This is a genomic window from Micromonospora sp. C31, assembly GCF_018070575.1.
Lineage (GTDB): Bacteria > Actinomycetota > Actinomycetes > Mycobacteriales > Micromonosporaceae > Micromonospora.
Genome location: NZ_JAGPXN010000008.1, coordinates 25,505 through 43,602, shown reverse-complemented (window position 1 = coordinate 43,602; position 18,098 = coordinate 25,505). Strand labels below are relative to the sequence as shown.

General features: G+C 74.4%; 20 protein-coding genes and 1 pseudogene. 12 read left to right on the top strand and 9 right to left on the bottom strand.

Annotation, left to right across the window (positions count from 1 at the left end; all coding sequences use genetic code 11):
- Window positions 1-14: 14 nt before the first annotated feature.
- The 3 genes from moaA to KBX06_RS12840 are packed head-to-tail and all read right to left on the bottom strand — an operon-like array spanning window position 15 to window position 3,348.
- Entirely contained in the window at window positions 15-1,028 is a 1,014-nt protein-coding gene (gene moaA / locus KBX06_RS12850; protein WP_210834740.1) for a GTP 3',8-cyclase MoaA, read from the bottom strand.
- Window positions 1,025-1,939, bottom strand: a complete 915-nt coding sequence (locus KBX06_RS12845; protein ID WP_210834739.1) for a fructosamine kinase family protein — start codon at window positions 1,937-1,939, stop codon at window positions 1,025-1,027. The genes moaA and KBX06_RS12845 overlap by 4 nt, the downstream gene beginning before the upstream one ends.
- A 17-nt stretch (window positions 1,940-1,956) precedes the next feature.
- Window positions 1,957-3,348 carry an MFS transporter gene (locus tag KBX06_RS12840; protein ID WP_210834738.1) on the bottom strand — a complete coding sequence of 464 codons (1,392 nt, stop codon included), beginning with the start codon at window positions 3,346-3,348 and terminating at the stop codon, window positions 1,957-1,959.
- Window positions 3,349-3,515: 167 nt separating this feature from the next.
- On the opposite strand from KBX06_RS12840, the gene KBX06_RS12835 reads away from it, so the two are divergent.
- The 4 genes from KBX06_RS12835 to KBX06_RS12820 all read left to right on the top strand — a co-directional run bounded on the left by KBX06_RS12835 (window position 3,516) and on the right by KBX06_RS12820 (window position 8,564).
- Window positions 3,516-4,097 carry an NADPH-dependent FMN reductase gene (locus KBX06_RS12835; RefSeq protein ID WP_210834737.1) on the top strand — a complete coding sequence of 194 codons (582 nt, stop codon included), beginning with the start codon at window positions 3,516-3,518 and terminating at the stop codon, window positions 4,095-4,097.
- 28 nt (window positions 4,098-4,125) lie between these two features.
- Window positions 4,126-4,722, top strand: coding sequence for a DsbA family protein (locus KBX06_RS12830; RefSeq protein WP_210834736.1), 597 nt, complete (start codon window positions 4,126-4,128; stop codon window positions 4,720-4,722).
- Between the two features lie 11 nt (window positions 4,723-4,733).
- Window positions 4,734-7,424: an AAA family ATPase gene (locus KBX06_RS12825; RefSeq protein ID WP_210834735.1), complete on the top strand. Its 2,691-nt coding sequence runs from the start codon at window positions 4,734-4,736 to the stop codon at window positions 7,422-7,424.
- A gap of 99 nt (window positions 7,425-7,523) precedes the next feature.
- The gene (locus KBX06_RS12820) at window positions 7,524-8,564 is read left to right on the top strand and encodes a DUF4192 domain-containing protein (protein ID WP_210834734.1); all 1,041 of its coding nucleotides are present in this window, start codon (window positions 7,524-7,526) and stop codon (window positions 8,562-8,564) included.
- Window positions 8,565-8,569: 5 nt separating this feature from the next.
- Here the strand turns inward: KBX06_RS12820 and KBX06_RS12815 are convergent, their stop codons facing one another.
- On the bottom strand, window positions 8,570-8,959 hold the full coding sequence (locus KBX06_RS12815; RefSeq protein ID WP_210834733.1) for a hypothetical protein: 390 nt from the start codon (window positions 8,957-8,959) through the stop codon (window positions 8,570-8,572).
- Window positions 8,960-9,236: 277 nt separating this feature from the next.
- Window positions 9,237-10,079: a helix-turn-helix domain-containing protein gene (locus KBX06_RS12810; protein ID WP_307854609.1), complete on the bottom strand. Its 843-nt coding sequence runs from the start codon at window positions 10,077-10,079 to the stop codon at window positions 9,237-9,239.
- Between the two features lie 25 nt (window positions 10,080-10,104).
- Between KBX06_RS12810 and KBX06_RS12805 the strand changes: the two genes are divergently transcribed.
- From KBX06_RS12805 to KBX06_RS12795, 3 genes are read left to right on the top strand one after another with little or no spacing between them, the layout of a single operon-like run.
- Window positions 10,105-10,611, top strand: a complete 507-nt coding sequence (locus KBX06_RS12805; protein WP_132240483.1) for a glyoxalase/bleomycin resistance/extradiol dioxygenase family protein — start codon at window positions 10,105-10,107, stop codon at window positions 10,609-10,611.
- A gap of 45 nt (window positions 10,612-10,656) precedes the next feature.
- Window positions 10,657-11,346 (top strand): class I SAM-dependent methyltransferase, encoded by a 690-nt coding sequence (locus KBX06_RS12800; RefSeq protein WP_210834732.1) that lies wholly within the window; start codon window positions 10,657-10,659, stop codon window positions 11,344-11,346.
- Between the two features lie 48 nt (window positions 11,347-11,394).
- A complete protein-coding gene (locus KBX06_RS12795; RefSeq protein ID WP_210834731.1) occupies window positions 11,395-12,339 on the top strand; it encodes an acyltransferase domain-containing protein in 945 nt (314 codons plus the stop codon).
- Between the two features lie 43 nt (window positions 12,340-12,382).
- Here KBX06_RS12795 and coaD read toward each other — a convergent pair whose 3' ends face one another.
- Entirely contained in the window at window positions 12,383-12,805 is a 423-nt protein-coding gene (gene coaD / locus KBX06_RS12790) for a pantetheine-phosphate adenylyltransferase (RefSeq protein ID WP_210834730.1), read from the bottom strand.
- 163 nt (window positions 12,806-12,968) lie between these two features.
- Here coaD and KBX06_RS12785 point away from each other — a divergent pair, with 163 nt between their 5' ends.
- Window positions 12,969-13,757, top strand: a complete 789-nt coding sequence (locus KBX06_RS12785) for a class I SAM-dependent methyltransferase (protein WP_210834729.1) — start codon at window positions 12,969-12,971, stop codon at window positions 13,755-13,757.
- 70 nt (window positions 13,758-13,827) lie between these two features.
- Here the strand turns inward: KBX06_RS12785 and KBX06_RS12780 are convergent, their stop codons facing one another.
- Together KBX06_RS12780 and KBX06_RS27775 are read right to left on the bottom strand one after the other, a co-directional pair.
- Complete coding sequence (locus tag KBX06_RS12780) at window positions 13,828-14,022, bottom strand: DUF397 domain-containing protein (protein ID WP_210834728.1); 195 nt, start codon at window positions 14,020-14,022, stop codon at window positions 13,828-13,830.
- A pseudogene (locus KBX06_RS27775) lies at window positions 14,010-14,219 on the bottom strand (Scr1 family TA system antitoxin-like transcriptional regulator); the annotation flags it as partial. The gene KBX06_RS12780 and the pseudogene KBX06_RS27775, both read right to left, overlap by 13 nt.
- Before the next feature lie 123 nt (window positions 14,220-14,342).
- Between KBX06_RS27775 and KBX06_RS12775 the strand changes: the two are divergent.
- On the top strand, window positions 14,343-15,038 hold the full coding sequence (locus tag KBX06_RS12775) for a GAP family protein (protein WP_210834727.1): 696 nt from the start codon (window positions 14,343-14,345) through the stop codon (window positions 15,036-15,038).
- A 9-nt stretch (window positions 15,039-15,047) separates the two neighbouring features.
- Here KBX06_RS12775 and fdhD read toward each other — a convergent pair whose 3' ends face one another.
- Window positions 15,048-15,902 (bottom strand): formate dehydrogenase accessory sulfurtransferase FdhD, encoded by an 855-nt coding sequence (gene fdhD / locus KBX06_RS12770; protein WP_210834726.1) that lies wholly within the window; start codon window positions 15,900-15,902, stop codon window positions 15,048-15,050.
- A gap of 51 nt (window positions 15,903-15,953) precedes the next feature.
- Between fdhD and KBX06_RS12765 the strand changes: the two genes are divergently transcribed.
- From KBX06_RS12765 to KBX06_RS12755, 3 genes are all read left to right on the top strand, one after another.
- Window positions 15,954-16,628: an NTP transferase domain-containing protein gene (locus tag KBX06_RS12765; RefSeq protein ID WP_210834725.1), complete on the top strand. Its 675-nt coding sequence runs from the start codon at window positions 15,954-15,956 to the stop codon at window positions 16,626-16,628.
- The gene (locus KBX06_RS12760; RefSeq protein ID WP_210834724.1) at window positions 16,625-16,891 is read left to right on the top strand and encodes a DUF6457 domain-containing protein; all 267 of its coding nucleotides are present in this window, start codon (window positions 16,625-16,627) and stop codon (window positions 16,889-16,891) included. The genes KBX06_RS12765 and KBX06_RS12760 overlap by 4 nt, the downstream gene beginning before the upstream one ends.
- Window positions 16,892-16,971: 80 nt before the next feature.
- Window positions 16,972-18,078, top strand: coding sequence for a hypothetical protein (locus tag KBX06_RS12755; RefSeq protein WP_210834723.1), 1,107 nt, complete (start codon window positions 16,972-16,974; stop codon window positions 18,076-18,078).
- The last annotated feature ends 20 nt before the right edge of the window (window positions 18,079-18,098 follow it).

Below are 18,098 nucleotides of genomic sequence, written 5' to 3'. Positions count from 1 at the left end.
CGGTTCTGTCACGGTCAGCCTCCGATCGCGGACATCGGCCGGGTGGGCTGGAGGAAGGCCGGGTCGTCGATGCCGTGTCCGGCCCGTTTCTCCCACGTCGCGACCCGCCAGCGCCGGGCCAGCTCGTCGTCGTCCGCTCCGGCCCGCAGGGCGCCGCGCAGGTCGGACTCCTCGGTGGCGAAGAGGCAGGTGCGGATCTGCCCGTCGGCGGTGAGCCGGGTGCGGTCGCAGTCGCCGCAGAACGGCCGGGTGACGCTGGCGATCACGCCGACCCGGGCGGGGCCGCCGTCGACCAGCCAGGTCTCGGCCGGCGCCGCGCCGCGCTCCGCCGGGTCGGGGGTGAGGTCGAACTCCCCGCGCAGGGAGGCCAGGATCTCGTCGGCGGTGACCATCGTGCGGCGGTCCCAGCCGTGCTGGGCGTCCAGCGGCATCTGCTCGATGAACCGCAGCTCGTAGCCGTGGGCGAGGGCGAAGCGGAGCAGCCCGGGCGCCTCGTCGTCGTTGACGCCGCGCATCAACACGGAGTTGATCTTCACGGGGGTGAGCCCGGCCGCGGCGGCCCCGGCCAGCCCGCCCAGCACGTCCGCCAGGCGTGGGCGCCGGGTCAGCCGGGCGAACCGCTGCGGATCCAGGGTGTCCAGCGAGACGTTCACCCGGTCCAGGCCGGCGGCGCGCAGCGCGGGGGCGAGCCGGTCCAGCCCGATGCCGTTGGTCGTCAGCGAGATCCGGGGGCGCGGCTCCAGCGCCGCCACGGCGGCCACAATGCCGACCAGGCCGGGCCGGATCAGCGGCTCCCCGCCGGTGAACCGCACCTCGGTCACGCCGAGCAGGCGTACCGCGACCCCGACCAGCCGGACGATCTCGTCGTCGCCGAGCAGCTGCGGGCCGGGCAGCCAGGCCAGCCCTTCGGCCGGCATGCAGTAGGTGCAGCGCAGGTTGCACTTGTCGGTCAGGGAGACCCGCAGGTCCCGGGCGACGCGGCCGTACCGGTCGGCGAGGACGCCGTCGGTCGGCGGGGCGGCGGTCACCCGTCGACGGTAGCGCGCCCGAGCCCGGCCAGCGCCGACCGGGCGGTACGGGAGACCGCATCGCGGTACGCCCCGCCGAACAGGGCGGCGTGCACCAGCAGCAGGTGGAGCTGGTGCAGCGGTACCCGCTCCCGCCACCCGTCGGCCAGCGGCCACTCCTGCGCGTACCCGGCGAGGATCCGGTCGAGGTGCGGGGCGCCGCCGAAGAGGGCCAGCTGGGCCAGGTCGGTCTCGCGGTGCCCGCCGTGCGCCGCCGGGTCGACCAGCCAGACCCGGTCGTCCGCGCCCCAGAGCACGTTGCCCGGCCAGAGGTCGCCGTGGATCCGGGCCGGCGGCTCGTCCCCGCCGAACTCGCCGATCCGCTCGACGACCCGTTCGACCAGCGTGGCCTCGACGTCGGTGAGCCCGCCGCCGGCCACCGCGCGGCGCAGGTGGGGCAGCAGCCGGCACCGGGCGAACCAGCGCGACCAGGGGCCGTCGTCCGGCCTGTTGTCCTGCGGGAGGGCCCCGACGAAGCCGGCCCAGTCGGCCCCGAACGCCGGCGCCCCGGCCCGGTGCAGGGCCGCCAGCTCGCGCCCGAACCGCTCGGCCGCCTCGGGCGTCGGCTCGCCGGGTTCGATCCACTCCAGCGCGAGCAGCCCCGGCAGCGCCACGACCACCTCCGGTACGGCCACCGTCCCGGCCTCGCGCAGCCAACGCAGGCCGGCCGCCTCGGCGACGAAGAAGCCCTCCGGCGCGGGTCTGCCGGCGCTCTCCGGCCAGGTCTTGGTGAAGACCGAGTGCCCGTCGTCCAGCGTGAGCCGGGACGCGGCGCAGATGTCGCCACCGGCGACCGGCGTCTCCCGGATCCGCTGGTGGGTCAGGAAGGTCGGCAGGTGCTCCGGGTGCGCCCGCAGGTACGCCAGATCCATCTGCGCAAGGTAACCCGTCAGTCGCCGGCGCAGGCGGGTACCGGCTCGGGGTTGCGCCGCCGGGCGGCCAGTAGCGCCAGGGCCCCGGCGGCCTGGATCGCCGTGAGCACCACCAGGGCGGTGCGGAAGCCGGCCAGCCCGCCACCGCCGACGGTCCAGCACAGCGCGGCGACCGCGGGCGCGAGCGTTGTCGAGATCATCCGTACGGTGCCGCTGACCCCGCCGGCCGCACCGGTCGAGCCAGCGGGCGCCGTCGCCATGACCGCCGCGATGGCCGGGGTGTTGAAGAGGCCGAATCCGACGCCGATCACCGCGACCTGCCACCCGACGTGCACCAGCCCGGCGTCGGCCGGGAGCGTCACCGGCAGCAGCGTCGCGCCGGCGACCAGCACGGCACCGATCGCCGCCGCGGGCAGCGCGCCGATCCGGTCGGCGAGCCAGCCGGCGATCGGTGAGGTGACGGTCATGGCGCCGATGTTGACCAGCAGCAGCATCCCGGTGACCTCCGGGCCCTCGTGCAGCACGTCGGCGAGGAGGTACGGCAGGAGGAAGGCCGTCAGTGCGACGTTGAAGCACACGAGGAAGAGCCCGAGGACGGTGAGACCGAAGCGGCGGTCGCGTACCAGCGCGATGACCGGTCGGGAGGCGGGCAGCCGGGCCCAGGTAAGGCCGAGTGCCACGGCGGCCGCGCCGAGCCCGGCGGCCACCGCCGGCCGCGCCGCGATCTCGTCGACCGCGGCGACCACCGCGGCGACCGTGCCGCCCAGCAGCACCACCTCGCGCAGCAGCGGCAGGCCGGGGGCGGGCAGTCCCCGGCCGTCCCGGGGCAGCGCCCGCAGGCCCAGCCAGAGCGCGACCGCCACGAGAGGCAGCTTCAGCAGGAAGGCCGCGCGCCAGCCGAAGGCGCCGGCGACCAGCCCACCGAGCGACGCGCCGGCCATCCCGCCGACGGTCATGATGGTCACCACCGTGCTGATCGCGCGGGCCCGCTGGTCCGCCCGCACGGTCGCGGCGATCACCGGCAGGTAGACCGCCAGGGTGAGCCCGCCGGTGACGCCCTGGAGCAAACGTACGGCCAGCAGCATCCACATCGTCGGCGCGAGGGCCGCGAGCACGCTGGTGACCCCGATGCCGGCCATTGACACGACGAAGATCAGCCGGGGATCGGCCTGGTCGGCCCAGCGGCCGGCCGGAATGGAGATCGCGGCCATCGGGAGCGCGTACGCCAGCAACACCCAGGTGGTGGCCGCCGGGTCGGCTGCCAGATCGGAGCCGATCGAGGGCAGCACCACGCCGGCGATGCTCATCTCGGAGGTCACCACGAGCATGGCGAGGGCCAACGCGGCGACCGGCGCCCAGCGCGTGCGGACGACGGGCGGTGGCTGCGGCGACGCGTGTGCAGTGGTCATGGACGCCGACGGTAGGGACGCGGACATCCGTCGGGCATCTGTCGAACGACCGGACCGGCCACCGGGGTGGGGGTCCGGGTCCGTGACCGGTCGTTTGACAGATGGCGGGGCGCCGCCGGCTGCCTAGCGTGGTCGGCACAAACCCCGATCAACCTGGGAGAACATCCATGACTACGCAGCAGTTACGTCTCGCCGTCCTCGTGGCCAGCACCCGGGAGGGGCGTTTCGGTCCGGTGGTGGCCACCTGGTTCGTCGAGCAGGCGCGCCGGCACGGCGGCTTCGACACCGACGTGATCGACCTGGCCGAGGTCGACCTGCCGGCGACGCTCACCGCGTTCGGTGCGCCGCAGCCGGCGGCGGTCGACGCGCTCGCGCCGCGGCTGGCCGCCGCCGACGCCTTCGTGGTGGTCACGCCGGAGTACAACCACAGCTACCCGGCCTCGATCAAGACCGCGATCGACTGGTACCGCGACGAGTGGTACGCCAAGCCGGTCGGCTTCGTCTCCTACGGCGGGCTCGCGGGCGGCCTGCGCGCCGTGGAGCACCTGCGTCCGGTCTTCGCCGAGATGCACGCCACGACCGTGCGGGACACCGTCAGCTTCCACGGGTGCTGGGACAAGTTCGACGAGTCCGGGACGCCGGTGGAGCCGCAGGGCTGCAACAACGCCGCCAAGACCGTCCTGGACCAGCTCGGCTGGTGGGGGCGGGCGCTGCGGGAGGCCCGCGAGCGCGTCCCGTACGCGGCCTGACGGAGAAGACGGAAAGCAGGAGCGGACGATGGACGTGCAGTTCGTTTTCGACGTGCCGTGCGTGTGGTCGTACCTCGCCTACGCCCGGTTCCAGCGCGCGGCGGCCCGGATCCGCGCTGAGGGCGGGGAGGTGACCGTACGGTTCCGGCCGTTCCAACTGGACCCGCGTGCCACGGTCGACGGCGAACCGAAGATCGACGTGCTGCGGCGGGCCTTCGGGGCGGAGGCGGACGACGCCGTCGCCGGCATCGAGTCGAAGGCTCTGAGCGAGGGGCTGACGTTCTGCCACCGCCACGCGGTGTGGTCCGACACGCTGCCCGCGCACCGCCTGATCGCGGTGGCGGCTCGGCAGGGGCGCGGTGAGGCGATGGTGGAGCGGTTGTTCCGCGCCCACCACACCGACGAACTCAACATCGCCGACCAGGCCACGCTGCGCCGGCTCGCCGACGAGGTGGGCGTCGCCTGGCGGGACGGTGGCGACGACGACGTACGCGCCGAACTCGCCCGGGTGCGCGCCGAGGGCGTACGAGCGGTGCCGGTGTTCCGCCTCGCCGGTCGTACGCCCCATGGCGCGCTGTCGGAGCAGACGCTGTACCAGGAGATGAGCGCGCCGGTGGCCGCGTAACCTTGGTTTCCGTGCTGCACGGCCGGATGGAGGAGATCACCCGGACAGCCGCCCTGCTCGATCAGGCGCGGTCCGGGCGCAGCGGAGCGCTCGTGCTGCGGGGTGAGGCCGGGATCGGCAAGTCCGCGCTGCTCGATCACGCCGCGCACCTGGCCGGCGACATGCGGGTGCTGCGCACGGACGGGATCGAGTCGGAGGCGGGCTTCCCCTACGCGGGGCTGCACCTGCTGCTCGGCCGGGAGACCGACCGGCTGGACGCCCTGCCCGTCCCACAGGCCCGGGCGTTGCGGGCGGCGCTCGGCCAGGAGGCCGGCGGCGACGCCAACGGGTTCCTGGTCGGGCTGGCGGTGCTGACCCTGCTGGCCGAGCTGGCCGAGGAACGCCCGCTGCTCTGCCTGGTCGACGACGCGCACTGGCTCGACGCGGCCTCGGCGGAGGCGCTGCTCTTCGCCGTGCGTCGGCTCGACGCCGAGGCGATCGCGGTGGTCGTCGCGGTCCGTGCCGACGAGCCGTCCCCGTTCGACCAGGCCGGCCTGCCGGAGCTGCCGGTCGGGCCGCTGGGCGAGGCGGCCGCCGCCGCCCTGGTCGGGCAACGACCGGAGCCGGTGCCCGGCTACCTCCTGTCCGACCTGCTCACCGAGGCGCAGGGCAACCCGCTCGCCCTGCTGGAACTGCCGCTCGACGGCGAGCCGCGGCGCGTGCCGTCCTCGCGCTACCAGCGGCTGCACCAGGTCTTCGCCGAGCGGGTGCGGCGGCTGCCCGAGGCGACCCGGCGGTTGCTCGGCGTCGTCGCCGACGCGTCCACCGCCGACGCCGCCGTGGTGCTCGCAGCCGCCGAACGCCTCGGCTGTACCCGGGGCGACCTGGCCCCCGCCGAGCAGGCGCAGCTCGTGCGGCTGGTGGACGGCCGGCTGGTGTTCCGCCACCCGCTCGTGCGTACGGCGCTGCGGGAGACCGCGGAGGCCGGCATCCGGATGGCGGCGCACGAGGCGCTCGCGGCGGTCTACGCGGCCCGGGGCGACGTCTGCTCGTACGCCTGGCACCGGTCGGTGTCGGCCGTCGGGCCGGACGAGGATGCGGCGGCAGCGCTGGAGACCGCCGCGCGCAGCGGGTCGTCCCGGGTGAGCGCGGTGGCCTCGGCGATGTACGAGCGGGCTGCCGCGCTGACCGCGGACCGGGCACGACGCGGGCAGCGGCTGACCGTCGCCGCGGAGGCGGCCGCAGACGCCGGCCAGTTGGATCGGGCCGCGGCGCTGGCCGACCAGGCCGCCGACTACGTCGCCGATCCCGTGCAACTGGCCGACATCGCCCTGGTCCGCGCCACCGTGCTGGACTCGCGGGACCGCCCGAAGGAGGCCCACCGCCTGCTCTCCGACGCCGCCGTGGCGGTGGCCTCCCTCGACCCGCGCCGGGCCGGTCACCTGCTCTTCCGTGCCGGCCGGGCGGCCGCCCACGCGGACGACCTCGGCGCGCTGGACCGCACCGCCGCGCGGGCCGAGGAACTGGGTGTGCCCAGTGCCCACCTCGTCACCGCGCTGTCCCGGGTGATCGCCGCGCAGCACGCCCTCTCCGACGCCTCGGTGGCACCGCTGCGGGTGCTGGTCGAGGCGACGACCGGCTGTGCGCAGCACCTGGAGCTGCTCGACATCGGGTGGTGGCACCTGATGCTGGCCGACCTGGACGACGCGCACGACGTCGCGGCACGCCTGGCCGACACGGCCCGCCAGCAGGGCGCGGCCGGCCTGCTGGCCTCGGTGCTCCCGCTGCTCGCCCGCACCCAGCTAATGTCGGGCCGGCACGACGACGCGGAGGCCAGCGCCACGGAGGGCCTGCGGATCGCCGCCGACACCGGGCAGCGCCGGCACGCGGTCTATCTGAACACCGTGCTGGCCGCCCTGGCCGCCGTCACGGGGGACGAAGAGCGGTGCGTCGAGCTGACCGCGGAACCGGTGACGCGGGGCGTGACGCCGGGCAACGTCCACGCGGCGGGCGCGTTGAGCCTGCTGGACCTGGGCCTCGGCCGGTACGAGTCGGCCTTCGCCCGACTCTCCGGGGTGCTGGCCGCGCCGCGCCGGGGCGGGGCGATGGCCAGCCTTCCCGACCTGGTGGAGGCCGCGGTGCGGGTGGACCGGCCGGCGGACGGGCTGCCCGCCGCCCGGCGGTACGCCGAATGGGCCGCGCACGTCCGCCAGCCGTGGACGCGGGCGGTCGCGCTGCGGTGCCAGGCGCTGCTGGACGGCAACGCCGACGACCAGTACGCCCAGGCGGTGGCGTTGCACCGGCAGGGCGGCCCGCCGTTCGAACGGGCCCGCACCGAACTGCTGCACGGCGAGTGGTTGCGCCGCGCGCGCCGGATCACCGAGGCGCGGATCGTGCTGCACTCGGCGTTGGAGATCTTCGACCGGCTCCAGGCCCGGCCCTGGAGCGCGCGGGCGCGCGCCGAACTGCGCGCCGCCGGGGAGAGCGTCCGGGCCGCCGACACGGGTGCCGTGCAGCGGTTGACCCCGCAGGAACACCAGGTGGTGCAGCTGGCCGCCCGGGGCTTGAGCAACCGGGAGATCGGCGCCCAGCTCTTCCTGAGCCCCCGCACGGTCGGCTACCACCTGTACAAGGCGTACCCGAAGCTGGGCGTCGGCTCCCGCAGCGAGCTGGCGTCCCTGGTGGCGGACCAGCCCGACCGTTCGGCCCGCGTCGGGGCGTAAGCGCCCTGAGCCGGGGCGATACGCTCCGTGGCTGTGGATAACCCGCGTGTCGTCCACAGGGGCTGCCGGTGGTTTCGCCCGCGCCGCAGGCTGCCTGCCATGACCCCGACCGACCGCCCCCGGCTCGCCGTCCGTTCCCCCGCCGACCTCATCGCCGCCGTTCCCTTCCTGCTCGGCTTCCACCCCGCCGACAGCGTCGTCGTGGTGGCGATGCGGGGCCGCCGGATCACCTTCGCCGCCCGCGCCGACCTGCCCGACCTCGCCGACCCGCGCGACCCCGCCGGCCACCTCGCCGGCGTCATCGCCCGGCAGCACGCCGAGACCACCACGGTCCTCGGCTACGGCCCGGCGCCGCTGGTCACCCCGGCGGTCGACGCCGTGCGCGCCGCGCTCACCGCCGCCGGGCTCCCCGTGCTGGACGCCCTGCGCGTCACCGAGGGCCGCTACTGGTCGTACCTCTGCACCGAGCCGGCGTGCTGCCCGCCCGACGGCACCCCCTACGACGTCGGCGCCAGCGAGGTCAGCGCGGCGGCCGTCTTCGCCGGCCAGGTCGCCCTGCCCGACCGGGCCGCTCTGGTCGCGCAGGTCGCCCCGGTGACCGGTCCGGCCCGTTCGGCCGTACGCCTGGCCACCGCCCGCGCCGAGCGACGCCTCGCGGCCCTGCTCGCCCGGGAGCCCGCGACCGACCCGCGCGGCGGACGGGCGGTCCGCTCGGCGGGGGCGGCGGCCGTACGCTCCGCGCTGCGCCGGCACCGGCGCGGGCAGCGGCTCACCGACGACGAGGTCGCCTGGCTGAGCGTGCTGCTGACCCACGTGCCGGTGCGCGACCACGCCTGGGAACGCACCGACGGGCGGGACGAGGACATCGCCCTCTGGACCGACGTGCTGCGCCGGGCCGAGCCGGAGCTGATCGCCGCGCCGGCCGCGCTGCTGGCGTTCGCGGCGTGGCGGGCGGGGCAGGGCGCACTGGCGGCCGTGGCCCTGGAACGGGCGCTGGCCGAGCATCCCGGCCACTCGATGGCACTGCTCCTCGACGACCTGCTGCGCCGGGGCGTGCCGCCGTCGGATCTGGACGGCTGGCCGGCGGTGGGAGCGCCCGGAGTGCTACGCCGCCGGCGCAGCCGACGCGGCCCCCGCTGACCCCGTCAGAGCATCCCGAGCGCGGCGCCGATGACGGCCTGAGCGGTACGGCTGAGCTCCTCACCCTTGGCGTCGGTCGCGGTGATCGAGTACTGCATCCTGAACCGGCCGTCGCGGGTGGCCGCCACGCCGGTCAGGTAACCGAACCGGGAGCCCGTCTTGATCCACAGGACCTCGCCTCCGGGCAGCGGGAACGCGGTGAGCCCGGCGCTGTACCGGGCCGGACCACCGGCGACGTCGGGGACCGCGGGCAGGGTGAACATCTCGGCCAACTGGGCCGGCGGCACGACCCGGCCGGCGAAGAGCGCGGCGACGAACGTGTCCAGGTCGGCGAGGCTGGAGATGACGTTGCCGGAGGCCGGGGTGAAGGTCTGGCTCCACGTCGTGGCGTCCACCAGTTCGGTGGCCCCGTCGCGTACGACGGCCTGGTACCCGCGTGCGTGCGGACCGAGGGTGCCCGGGCGGCAGTCGGCGGCGGAGCGGGCCGGGGGTGACCGCGCCGGGGGCCACGACGGTCAGCACGGTGGCGAGCGCCGTCGCCACGAGGGCGGTCCGGCTGTTCATGATTTTCATGACATCGAGCCTTGTCTCCCGGTGCCGGTCGGGACATCGGGGAGATTCCCCTGCCGCCCCCGGATCGGACGACCGGGGAGAACCCGGTCATCCGTCCTGTCACACCCCGCCGTCCTCGCGCGTGACCCGCTGCCGGTAGCTGCTCAGGGAGAGGCCGAGCACCGACCGGAACTCGTTGGCGAGGTGGGCATGGTCGCTGTAGCCGAGGTCGGCGGCGACAGCGGCCAGGGTCGTGTCCGGGTCGGTACGCAGGCGCTCGGCCGCCTCCTGTAGCCGACGCCGACGGATCATCGTCGACGGCGGCAGCCCGACGTACCGTGCCGCGAGCCGCTGCAACGAGCGGGTGGACAGGCGCACGCGTACGGCGGCATCCTCGACCGTCCGGATCGCCGGATCCGTGTCGATGGCCTCGGCCATCGCGTTGGCCAGCAGCGCCTCGTCGTTCGGCGGTGGGATCGCCTCGCTGAGCCACCCCGCGAAGGCGTCGACAGCCCGGCGGTGCCGGGTCCGCCGGTCGCCCGGCCCGGTCATCTCGCGGTGCACCCGCGCGTGCAGGTCGGGCAGGTCCACGACCTCGTAGCGGTCCCGCAGGGCCGTCGGATCCGCGACGAGGTGGGGCACGGCCGCCGGCCGCAGCAGGGCGCCGACGGCCCAGCCCGTTCCGGTGAGGTCACGGTGCGAACTGCCGGTCGTCGGTCCGGAGATGCCGACCGCGTCCGGTTCGACAACGAGGTTGCAGGCGGGGAAGGCGATCAGGTGCTGCCGGGAGGACCGCCCCGGCTGGATCTGCCACTCCGGGATCCAGAACCACCGCACCAACAGCCGCACCGCGTCCGGCGGCGGGAGCCGGTCGAACGTGGGCAGCCGCGCCGGGTAGAGGACACCCCGTGGGCTCGCCCCACCCGGGGCGGGCACCTGGCGCGAATCTTCAAGCCGGCCCACGCCCGCCATTCCTACGATCGGTCACATGACTGCAACGACCCGAGCCGCCGACGGTGAGCACACCACGAACGGTACGCCGCACGGCGCCACCAGCCTGACCCCCTTCCTGGCGATCCCCGACGCGCGCGGCGCCATCGACTTCTACCGGGAGATCTTCGGTGCCCGGGTGGTCGACGTGACCGAGATGGGCGGAGTCGTGGCCCACGCCGTCCTCGACTTCGGCCACGGGCTGCTGCAACTCGGCGAGCCGATGCCCGACTACGGGCTCGTCGCGGCCCCCGAAGGGGACCAGGACTGCTATTCGATGGGCCTCTACTGCCCCGACGTGGACGCCGTCGTCGCCCGGGCCGAGGCGGCCGGCGCCGTCGTCCGTGAGGCGCCGTCCACGTTCGTGTCCGGCGACCGGTTCGCCAGCATCAGGGACCCCTTCGGCGTACGGTGGTCGGTCATGACCCGGGTGGAGGACCTCTCCGAGAAGGAGAGCGCGCGACGGGTCGCCGAATGGGCCGAGCAGCAGAACCAAGCGAGCTGACACGGGACGAGGCGAGCGTCGCCTGAAAGACCTAACGTGTCGGGCGTGAGCAACGAAGGCTGGTTGGCGGACACCAGAGACTCCTACGACACCGTTGCCGCCAGCTACGCGAAACTGGTGCGCGACCTCCTGGCCGACGCGCCCCACGAACGGGCGGCCCTGGCGTTGTTCGCCGAACTGGTGCTGACCGCCGGCGGCGGCTCGGTCGCCGACATCGGCTGCGGACCGGGACGCGTCACCGCCCACCTGCACCGGCACGGCCTCGACGCCTTCGGCATCGACCTTTCCCCGGGGATGATCGAGGTGGCTCGGCGAGACCATCCCCACCTGCGCTTCGAGGTGGGCTCGATGACCGACCTCGCGCTCGCCGACGCCTCGGTCGCGGGCGTGATCGCCTGGTACTCGCTCATCCACATCCCGGACGACGAGATCGGCCGGGTCTTCGCGCACTTCCGACGGGTACTGCGCCCAGGGGGCCCACTACTGCTCGGCTTCCACGTCGGCGACGGGTCACGGCTGAAGACCGAGGGCTACGGTGGCCATCCCATGAAGGTCCACGTCCACCGCCGCCGACCCGAACAAGTGGCGGCCTGGCTGCGCGCGGCCGGGTTCGCGGTGGAGGCGGAGACGGTCGTGACCTCGCCCGAGAGCAGGCTCGGCGGAATCCTCTTCGCCCGCCGGCATCCTCAGGCCCGTCCCGTGAGTCAGGGCCGCCGTCAGACCGGTCCGACCTGAGCGGTACGAGGCCGTGGGAGATGCCGACCGGCCGGTAGGGTCGCCCGCGTGGACTTGGACGTCACCGCCGCCCGGCTCGGCGTGCCCGTCGAGGACGTCGAACGCGTACACCGGCTCGCGTGCGACCTGTCGTCGGCTCCGCTGCCCGCCAAGGCCGACGCGCTCGCGATCCTCAACCGGCTCGCGGTGCGCCCGGACGACGCCGCCGAGATCATGGCGGGCTGGCCCGACCCCGACTCTCCGCTGTGGACGGCCGAGCTGCGCTGGCTGCTCGACCGCTCGATCGCCCTGGTCCGCGCCGATCTCGGGGGCCACGGTTGGCTGTCGCCCGGTCCAGCGCTGCCGCGTGAGCGCGGCCCCGCCTGGCGGCACCTCTACGTGTACGCGTACCTGGCCCTCGTCGAGGTTGTCAGGGGGTACCACCGCGACCACGGCATCGCCGACGCCGTCTCGTGGGCGACCCTCGCGGACCTGGGCCGCAACCTCGCGATCGACCGGCGGATGCGCCGCGAGGGCTGGCCGGTCATGCAGAGTTGGCTGACGCTACACGCGCGCGGCGGCCTCTACGAGCTGGGCCGGCTGCAACACCAGCGCGGCGGCACCGCCCTCGACCTGCACATCCCCGAGTCGGGGCCGCTCACGCCGGAAGCGGTCGCGGCGTCGCTGGATCAGGCCCGCGCGTTCTTCCCGCGCCACTTCCCGGACGAGCACTACACCGCGTTCGCCTGCGGCTCGTGGCTGCTCGACCCGCAGCTGCTGGAGTACCTGCCCGACGACTCCAACATCGTCCGGTTCCAGCGGATGTTCGAGCTGGAACCCTACGAGGAGCCGGAAGAGCTGGACGCCGACGTCGAGGTGCTGCGGTTCGTGTTCCGCACCCTGACCACGCCACTCGACCAGTTGCCGCGCCACACCGTGCTCCAGCGCGCGATCATCGATCACCTGAGCGCCGGCCGCCACTGGCGGGTCCGGCGCGGCCGATTCCCGATCTAGTGCCCAGCCTCACTCCGGCCGTCTGCGGGCGCGTGGACGAAGGTCACTTCCTCAGCGTGCGCACCGCAGTCGAAGACACCGCGGCCAGTTCGGGCTGCGCAGGCAGAAACACCGTGGGGACACCGAGCGACCCGTTCACCGCGGCGAGCCGGTACTCGCTCTGCAGGTCGGTGGTGTTCCGCAGGCCCCGGACGATCACTCCTACTTCATGGCGACGGCAGTAGGCGGAGGTCAATCCGCTCCAGGCCGCAACGGTGACGGAGGTCCACTCGGCCGGCAGAACGGCCCGGACACTGGCCGCTCGCTCCTCTTCGTCGGTGCCCGGATTCTTGAGGCTGTTCACCGCGACGAGCACGACCACTTCGTCGAATAGGCCGCGCGCCCGGTCCACCACATTCAAATGCCCGGGGGTGAAGGGATCGAAGCTGCCGGGGTATACCGCCCGCACGCCTCTGCCGGTGCTCATGGCCCGACTGTAGGTTTCGGCTGTCGGATTCGCTGGCCCCTCGCTGTGGCCGATGTGTCACAGCCCCAGGGACTCGCCGTGCGTAGTGCGAGCAGCAACACCTTGCCCATGCCCTGAGCAGAATCGCTCGCCTCCCGAGCTGCGCGGCGGGCAGGCTGTCGAGATGAGAGCGAGCTTCAGCGGTGAGGTGGCGACGTACTACGCGAGGCACCGGCGGGGTTACCCGCCCGAGGTGCTCGACGCCCTCGTCGGAGCGTTCGGCCTCAGCGCCGAGGACACGGTGGTCGACCTCGGCTGCGGCACCGGCCAGTTGAGCCTCCCGCTCGCTGCCCGGGTCGGGGCCGTCGTCGGCGTGGACCCGGAGCCCGACATGCTGGCCCTGGCCCGCCAGGCCGCCCTCGACGCCGCGACGGTCAACACCATGTGGATGCTCGGCACCGACAACGACCTGCCCGCGCTGGGTCGGCTGCTTGGCGAACGGACGATCGGCGCGCTGACCGCCGCTGTCGCCATCCACTTCATGGACCGCGACGCGCTGTTCAGGGCCGCCCGGCCGCTGCTGCGTCCCGGCGGCGGCGTCGCCGTGGTCACCAACGGAGCGCCGCTGTGGCTCCAGGGCGCCGATTGGTCCAGGGCACTGCGCGAATGCCTGGAACGGCTGCTCGGGCACCCCGTCACAGCTGCCTGTCAGACCGACGAGGCCGGCCGCCTACGCAACCAGGACGCCCTCGTTCGCGCCGGCTACCGGTACGCGGAGACGTCGGTGCAGTACGACGCACCGCTCACCGTCGATGACATGGTCGGCGGCGTCTTCTCCGCCCTGTCGACCGACCGGCTGCCGTCCATACAGGGCCGAGCCACGTTTGCCGCAGAGGTGCGCGACGCCCTCGGCGGACGAGACGAGGTCACCGAGCGGGTCCGCGTCTGGCTCCAGTTCGGTACGCCCGACTGAGAGCCGCGCCTCCCTCAGCTACAGCCTTCCATTGCCACGGCCCGCCGGCAGCGGAGCGCGCCCCGGTTGGTCAGGCCCGCTCGGCCAGCTCGACGACGAACGCGCGCCACGCCGCCGGTGCGAAGGTGAGCGCCGGGCCGGCCGGGTCCTTCGAGTCGCGGACGGCGACGACGCCGGGAAGATTGTCGGCGACCTCGACGCAGGCGCCGCCGTTCGAGCTGCTGCGGGTGCTCTTGCGCCACTGCGCGCTGGTCAGGTCATCCATGATCGCGCTCTCAACAGGTCGATGGTCTGGTCTCGCGGAAGCGCGACCGATCTCACGGTATCCCAGACCGCCCAGAGCGGAGCAACGTCATTCGTGAGACGGCCGGTGGCTTGGTCATCGAGGTAGCCGACCTCGCCGTCGGGCGTGCTGGCGATGATGAATGGCCCAGCCTGCCCGGGGTGCAGCCCGGCACGGAGCGCTCCCGCCGGACACGGCGGTCTCCGTCGAAAGATGTAGGGGACGTTCGTTCCGCAGGGCGAGTCGACGGGTACGACGCCGGCACAGAATGGTTCCGTGCCCCTACCCACCGCAAACACCGGATGAGCGTCGGACTGCTGCTGTCGCTCGCCGGCCTGGCCCTGGTCGACAGCACGAGCATCGGCACGCTCTTCATCCCGGTCTGGCTGCTGATCGCACCCGGGCCGGTCAACGCCCGACGGATCCTCGGCTACCTCGGCACGATCGCGGTCTTCTACTTCGGCGTCGGGCTGCTGCTCGCCCTCGGCGGCAGCCGGTTGGCCGACGTCCTCGGCGGGGCGATGGACAACCGGCCGGTGCTCTGGGCGCAGCTCGTCCTCGGGGTCGGGCTGTTCGTGCTCAGCTTCCGCTACGACGGCAAGCGGCCCCGGCGCTCCGGGGGCGTGCTGCGCTGGCGGGACCGGGCCACCGCGGGCGACTCCTCGGCGCGGTGGCTGGTGGGGCTGGCGCTGCTCGCCGCGCTCGCGGAGGTGGCGACGATGCTGCCGTACCTCGGCGCGGTCGGCCTGCTGACCACCTCGGGGCTCGGCGCGGCCGAGATGGTGGGGCTGCTCGCCGGCTACTGCCTGGTCATGGTCCTGCCGGCGGTGCTGCTGCTGGCGGCCCGGATGGCGCTGCCGAGGCTGATCGAGCCGGTGCTGGCCCGGCTCAACGCCTGGATCATGCGAACCTCGGGCAGCATGCTCGGCTGGATCCTCGGCATCGCCGGCTTCCTGGTGGCCCGCGACGCCGCGGTCCGGTTGGGGCTGTTCGGCTAGGCCGACGGATCAGGTGGTGATCCGGTCGGGACGGGCGTAGACGTTCATCGCCTCGCCGCGCAGGAAGCCGACCAGCGTCAGCCCGGCCTCCTCGGCCAGCTCCACCGCCAGGGTGCTCGGCGCGGAGACCGCCGCGAGCAGCGGCACCCCCGCCATCCACGCCTTCTGGGTCAGCTCGAAGCTCGCCCGCCCGGAGACCAGCAGGACGTGCCCGGCCAGCGGCAGCCGCCGCTCGCGGACCGCCCAGCCGATCACCTTGTCGACGGCGTTGTGCCGGCCGACGTCCTCGCGCACCATGACCAGGCCGCCGTCGGCGGTGAACAGGCCCGCCGCGTGCAGGCCGCCGGTGCGGTCGAAGCCGCGCTGCGCCGCGCGCAGCCGGTCCGGCAGCGCGGTCAGGACCGCCGCCGGCACCGTCAGCGGGTCGTCGTCGACCGCGAAGACCGATCGGGTACGCACGGCGTCGATGCTCGCCTTGCCGCACACCCCGCAGGAGCTGGTGGTGTAGAAGTTCCGGGCCGGATCGACGGCGGGTTCGGGCACGCCGGGCGCCAGCACCACGTCCACGACGTTGTACGTGTTGGGTGTCTCCGCGCCGGCGCAGAGCTGCGCGGTGCGTACGTCGTCGGCGGAGCGGATCAGCCCCTCGGTGAGCAGGAAGCCGATCGCCAGGTCGAGATCGTCGCCGGGCGTACGCATGGTCACCGCCAGCGGTCGTCGGCGGCCGGGGCCGGCCGCACCGACCCGGATCTCCAGCGGCTCCTCCACGGCCAGGCTGTCCTGCCGGCGTACGGAGGTGCGGCCGGTCGCCGCCGCGCCGAGGTCGATGCGGAGCACGCCGCGCCGGTCAGTCGCCCGTCCCATCCCGCCATCCTGCACCCCCGGCCTGGGGCACCGCACGGCTACCGTGGCCGGATGGACGCGTACGCGGCGGTGGTGCTGGCGGGCGGGGCCGCGCGGCGGATGGGGGGCGTGGACAAGCCGGCCCGGACGGTCGGCGGCCTGCCCATGCGGGAACGTGTGCTCGCCGCCGTCGCCGACGCGGCGCCGCGCATCCTGGTCGGCCCGCCCGGACCGGTGCCCGCAGGGGTGCGGGTGACCCGGGAGGAACCGCCGGGCGCCGGCCCCGTCGCCGCCGCCGCGGCCGGGCTGGCCCTGCTCGACCCCGGTACGCCGGTCGTCGCCCTGCTCGCCGCCGACCTGCCCCTGCTCACCCGCGCGGCGGTCGGGGAGTTGCTCGGCCACCTCGACGCCGGTCAGGACGGCGTCTGCTACGTCGACGACGACGGCCGGCGGCAGACCCTCTGCGGCGTGTGGCGGGTGGCTCCGCTGCGGGCCGCCCTGGACCGCGTCGCCACCGAGCGCGCCAGCGGGCATCCCGACGAACCCACCGAGCGCCCCGACGGGCCCGCCGAGCGCGCCAGCGGGCATCCCGAGGGCTCCGCCGCGCCGCTGACCGGGGCGCCGATCAGGGCGCTGCTCGCCGGGCTGCGGGTGCGCGAGGTGCCGTGGTCCGGCGCCGGCCCGCCGCCCTGGTTCGACTGCGACACTGACGAGGACGTGCGCCGGGCGGAGGAGTGGACACGATGACGGTCATGGACGACTGGGTGACGGCGGCCTGTGCCGAGCTGGAGCTGGATCCGGCCCAGGTGCCGGTGCCGGCCGTGCTCGACCTGGCCAAGGACGTGGCGCACCAGGTGCTGCGGCCGGGTGCGCCCGTCACCGCGTACCTTCTCGGGCTCGCGGTCGGGCGGGGTGCGGACCCGGCCGGCGCCGCGGCCCGGCTCAGCGCGCTGGCCGCCTCCTGGCCGGTCGGGCTCGGCACCGAGCCCCCGGGCGGCACACCCGCCTGACCGCCGCTGTCCGATCACGGTCGGGCTGATTCGTCTTCCCCGTTCCGTGGGTAGGGTGACCTTGACGGACGGAGGCGATCATGACGGCAGACCATCCCTCGGCGCCGAGCGGCGACTCGCCCGGCACCCTGCCGGCGCACCACGAGCCGATCCTGCTCGACGAGCCCAGCACGGCCGACCTGCGGGCCAAGGTCACCCAGGCCTGGCACGAGTTCGCCCAGGCGCTGGCCGGGCGGTTGACGGCCCTGCCCACGGGCACGCACGTCGAGCTGACCCTCGACCCGACGGCCTCCGGCACCGGCGACGCGGTCTACTCGGTCAGTGTCGACGTCGGCGAGGGGGACCGGCTGGCCGCCCGCGCGGTCGGCAACGCCACCCTGCCGGAGGGCTACCGGCTCGACCGGGCCGCCGTGGCGGACATGATCGCGCTCGGCTGGTCGCCGCCCGGCGTGGTGGAGGGCTCCGGCGAGCACTTCGGGCTGGACACCGGCACCGCCGAGGCCACCCGGCTGGCGGCCCTGCTCACCCGGACGCTGCGCGACGTCTACGGCGCCCCGCACCCCGCCTTCCTCGTCTACCTCATCCACGACACCGAGGGCGAAGCGCTGCCGGTGGAGCCGCTGGGCACCGCGCGCAGCGAGTTCGGCCCCGACCGCAACGTGGAGGCCGACCTGGACGAGGCGCTCGCGGCGGCCGCCGCGAGCCAGGCGCCCGAGCACGACGCGGCCGCGCTCGCCGAGCAGGTCCGCACCGTCGTCTCGACCATGCTCAAGTCGGACTCCGACCGGTTGCAGGTCGACTCCGACGGAGACATCAACATCCGCGCCGGCTCGGCGATGGTCTTCGTCCGGGTCCGCGACAACCCGCCGCTGGTGGACGTCTTCTCCCCGGTGCTCACCGAGGTCGAGCCGACCGAGCGGCTCTACGTGAAGCTCTCCGAGCTGACCAACCGGATGCCGATCGGCCGGCTCTACTGCGCCGACGACACCGTGTGGGCGTCCATCCCCGTCTTCGGCCGCAACTTCCAGGCCACCCACCTCATGCTCGCCGTCCAGGTGATGACCGGGCTGGCGGACGAGTTGGACGACCGCCTGCACGGCGAGTTCGGCGGGAAGCGCTTCTTCGGCGAGGGGGACAAGCCGGTCAAGCGGGACCAGGACGAACACCGCACCGGCATGTACCTCTGATCCAGCCCCGCCACCGGTGG

Bases quoted from the DNA above. Each gene is read 5' to 3' on its own strand.
- KBX06_RS12845 (WP_210834739.1), bottom strand. From the start codon at position 1,939: ATGGATCTGGCGTACCTGCGGGCGCACCCGGAGCACCTGCCGACCTTC.
- KBX06_RS12840 (WP_210834738.1), bottom strand. From the start codon at position 3,348: ATGACCACTGCACACGCGTCGCCGCAGCCACCGCCCGTCGTCCGCACG.
- KBX06_RS12835 (WP_210834737.1), top strand. From the start codon at position 3,516: ATGACTACGCAGCAGTTACGTCTCGCCGTCCTCGTGGCCAGCACCCGG.
- KBX06_RS12830 (WP_210834736.1), top strand. From the start codon at position 4,126: ATGGACGTGCAGTTCGTTTTCGACGTGCCGTGCGTGTGGTCGTACCTC.
- KBX06_RS12820 (WP_210834734.1), top strand. From the start codon at position 7,524: ATGACCCCGACCGACCGCCCCCGGCTCGCCGTCCGTTCCCCCGCCGAC.
- KBX06_RS12805 (WP_132240483.1), top strand. From the start codon at position 10,105: ATGACTGCAACGACCCGAGCCGCCGACGGTGAGCACACCACGAACGGT.
- coaD (WP_210834730.1), bottom strand. From the start codon at position 12,805: ATGAGCACCGGCAGAGGCGTGCGGGCGGTATACCCCGGCAGCTTCGAT.
- KBX06_RS12785 (WP_210834729.1), top strand. From the start codon at position 12,969: ATGAGAGCGAGCTTCAGCGGTGAGGTGGCGACGTACTACGCGAGGCAC.
- KBX06_RS12780 (WP_210834728.1), bottom strand. From the start codon at position 14,022: ATGGATGACCTGACCAGCGCGCAGTGGCGCAAGAGCACCCGCAGCAGC.
- KBX06_RS12775 (WP_210834727.1), top strand. From the start codon at position 14,343: ATGAGCGTCGGACTGCTGCTGTCGCTCGCCGGCCTGGCCCTGGTCGAC.
- fdhD (WP_210834726.1), bottom strand. From the start codon at position 15,902: ATGGGACGGGCGACTGACCGGCGCGGCGTGCTCCGCATCGACCTCGGC.
- KBX06_RS12765 (WP_210834725.1), top strand. From the start codon at position 15,954: ATGGACGCGTACGCGGCGGTGGTGCTGGCGGGCGGGGCCGCGCGGCGG.
- KBX06_RS12760 (WP_210834724.1), top strand. From the start codon at position 16,625: ATGACGGTCATGGACGACTGGGTGACGGCGGCCTGTGCCGAGCTGGAG.
- KBX06_RS12755 (WP_210834723.1), top strand. From the start codon at position 16,972: ATGACGGCAGACCATCCCTCGGCGCCGAGCGGCGACTCGCCCGGCACC.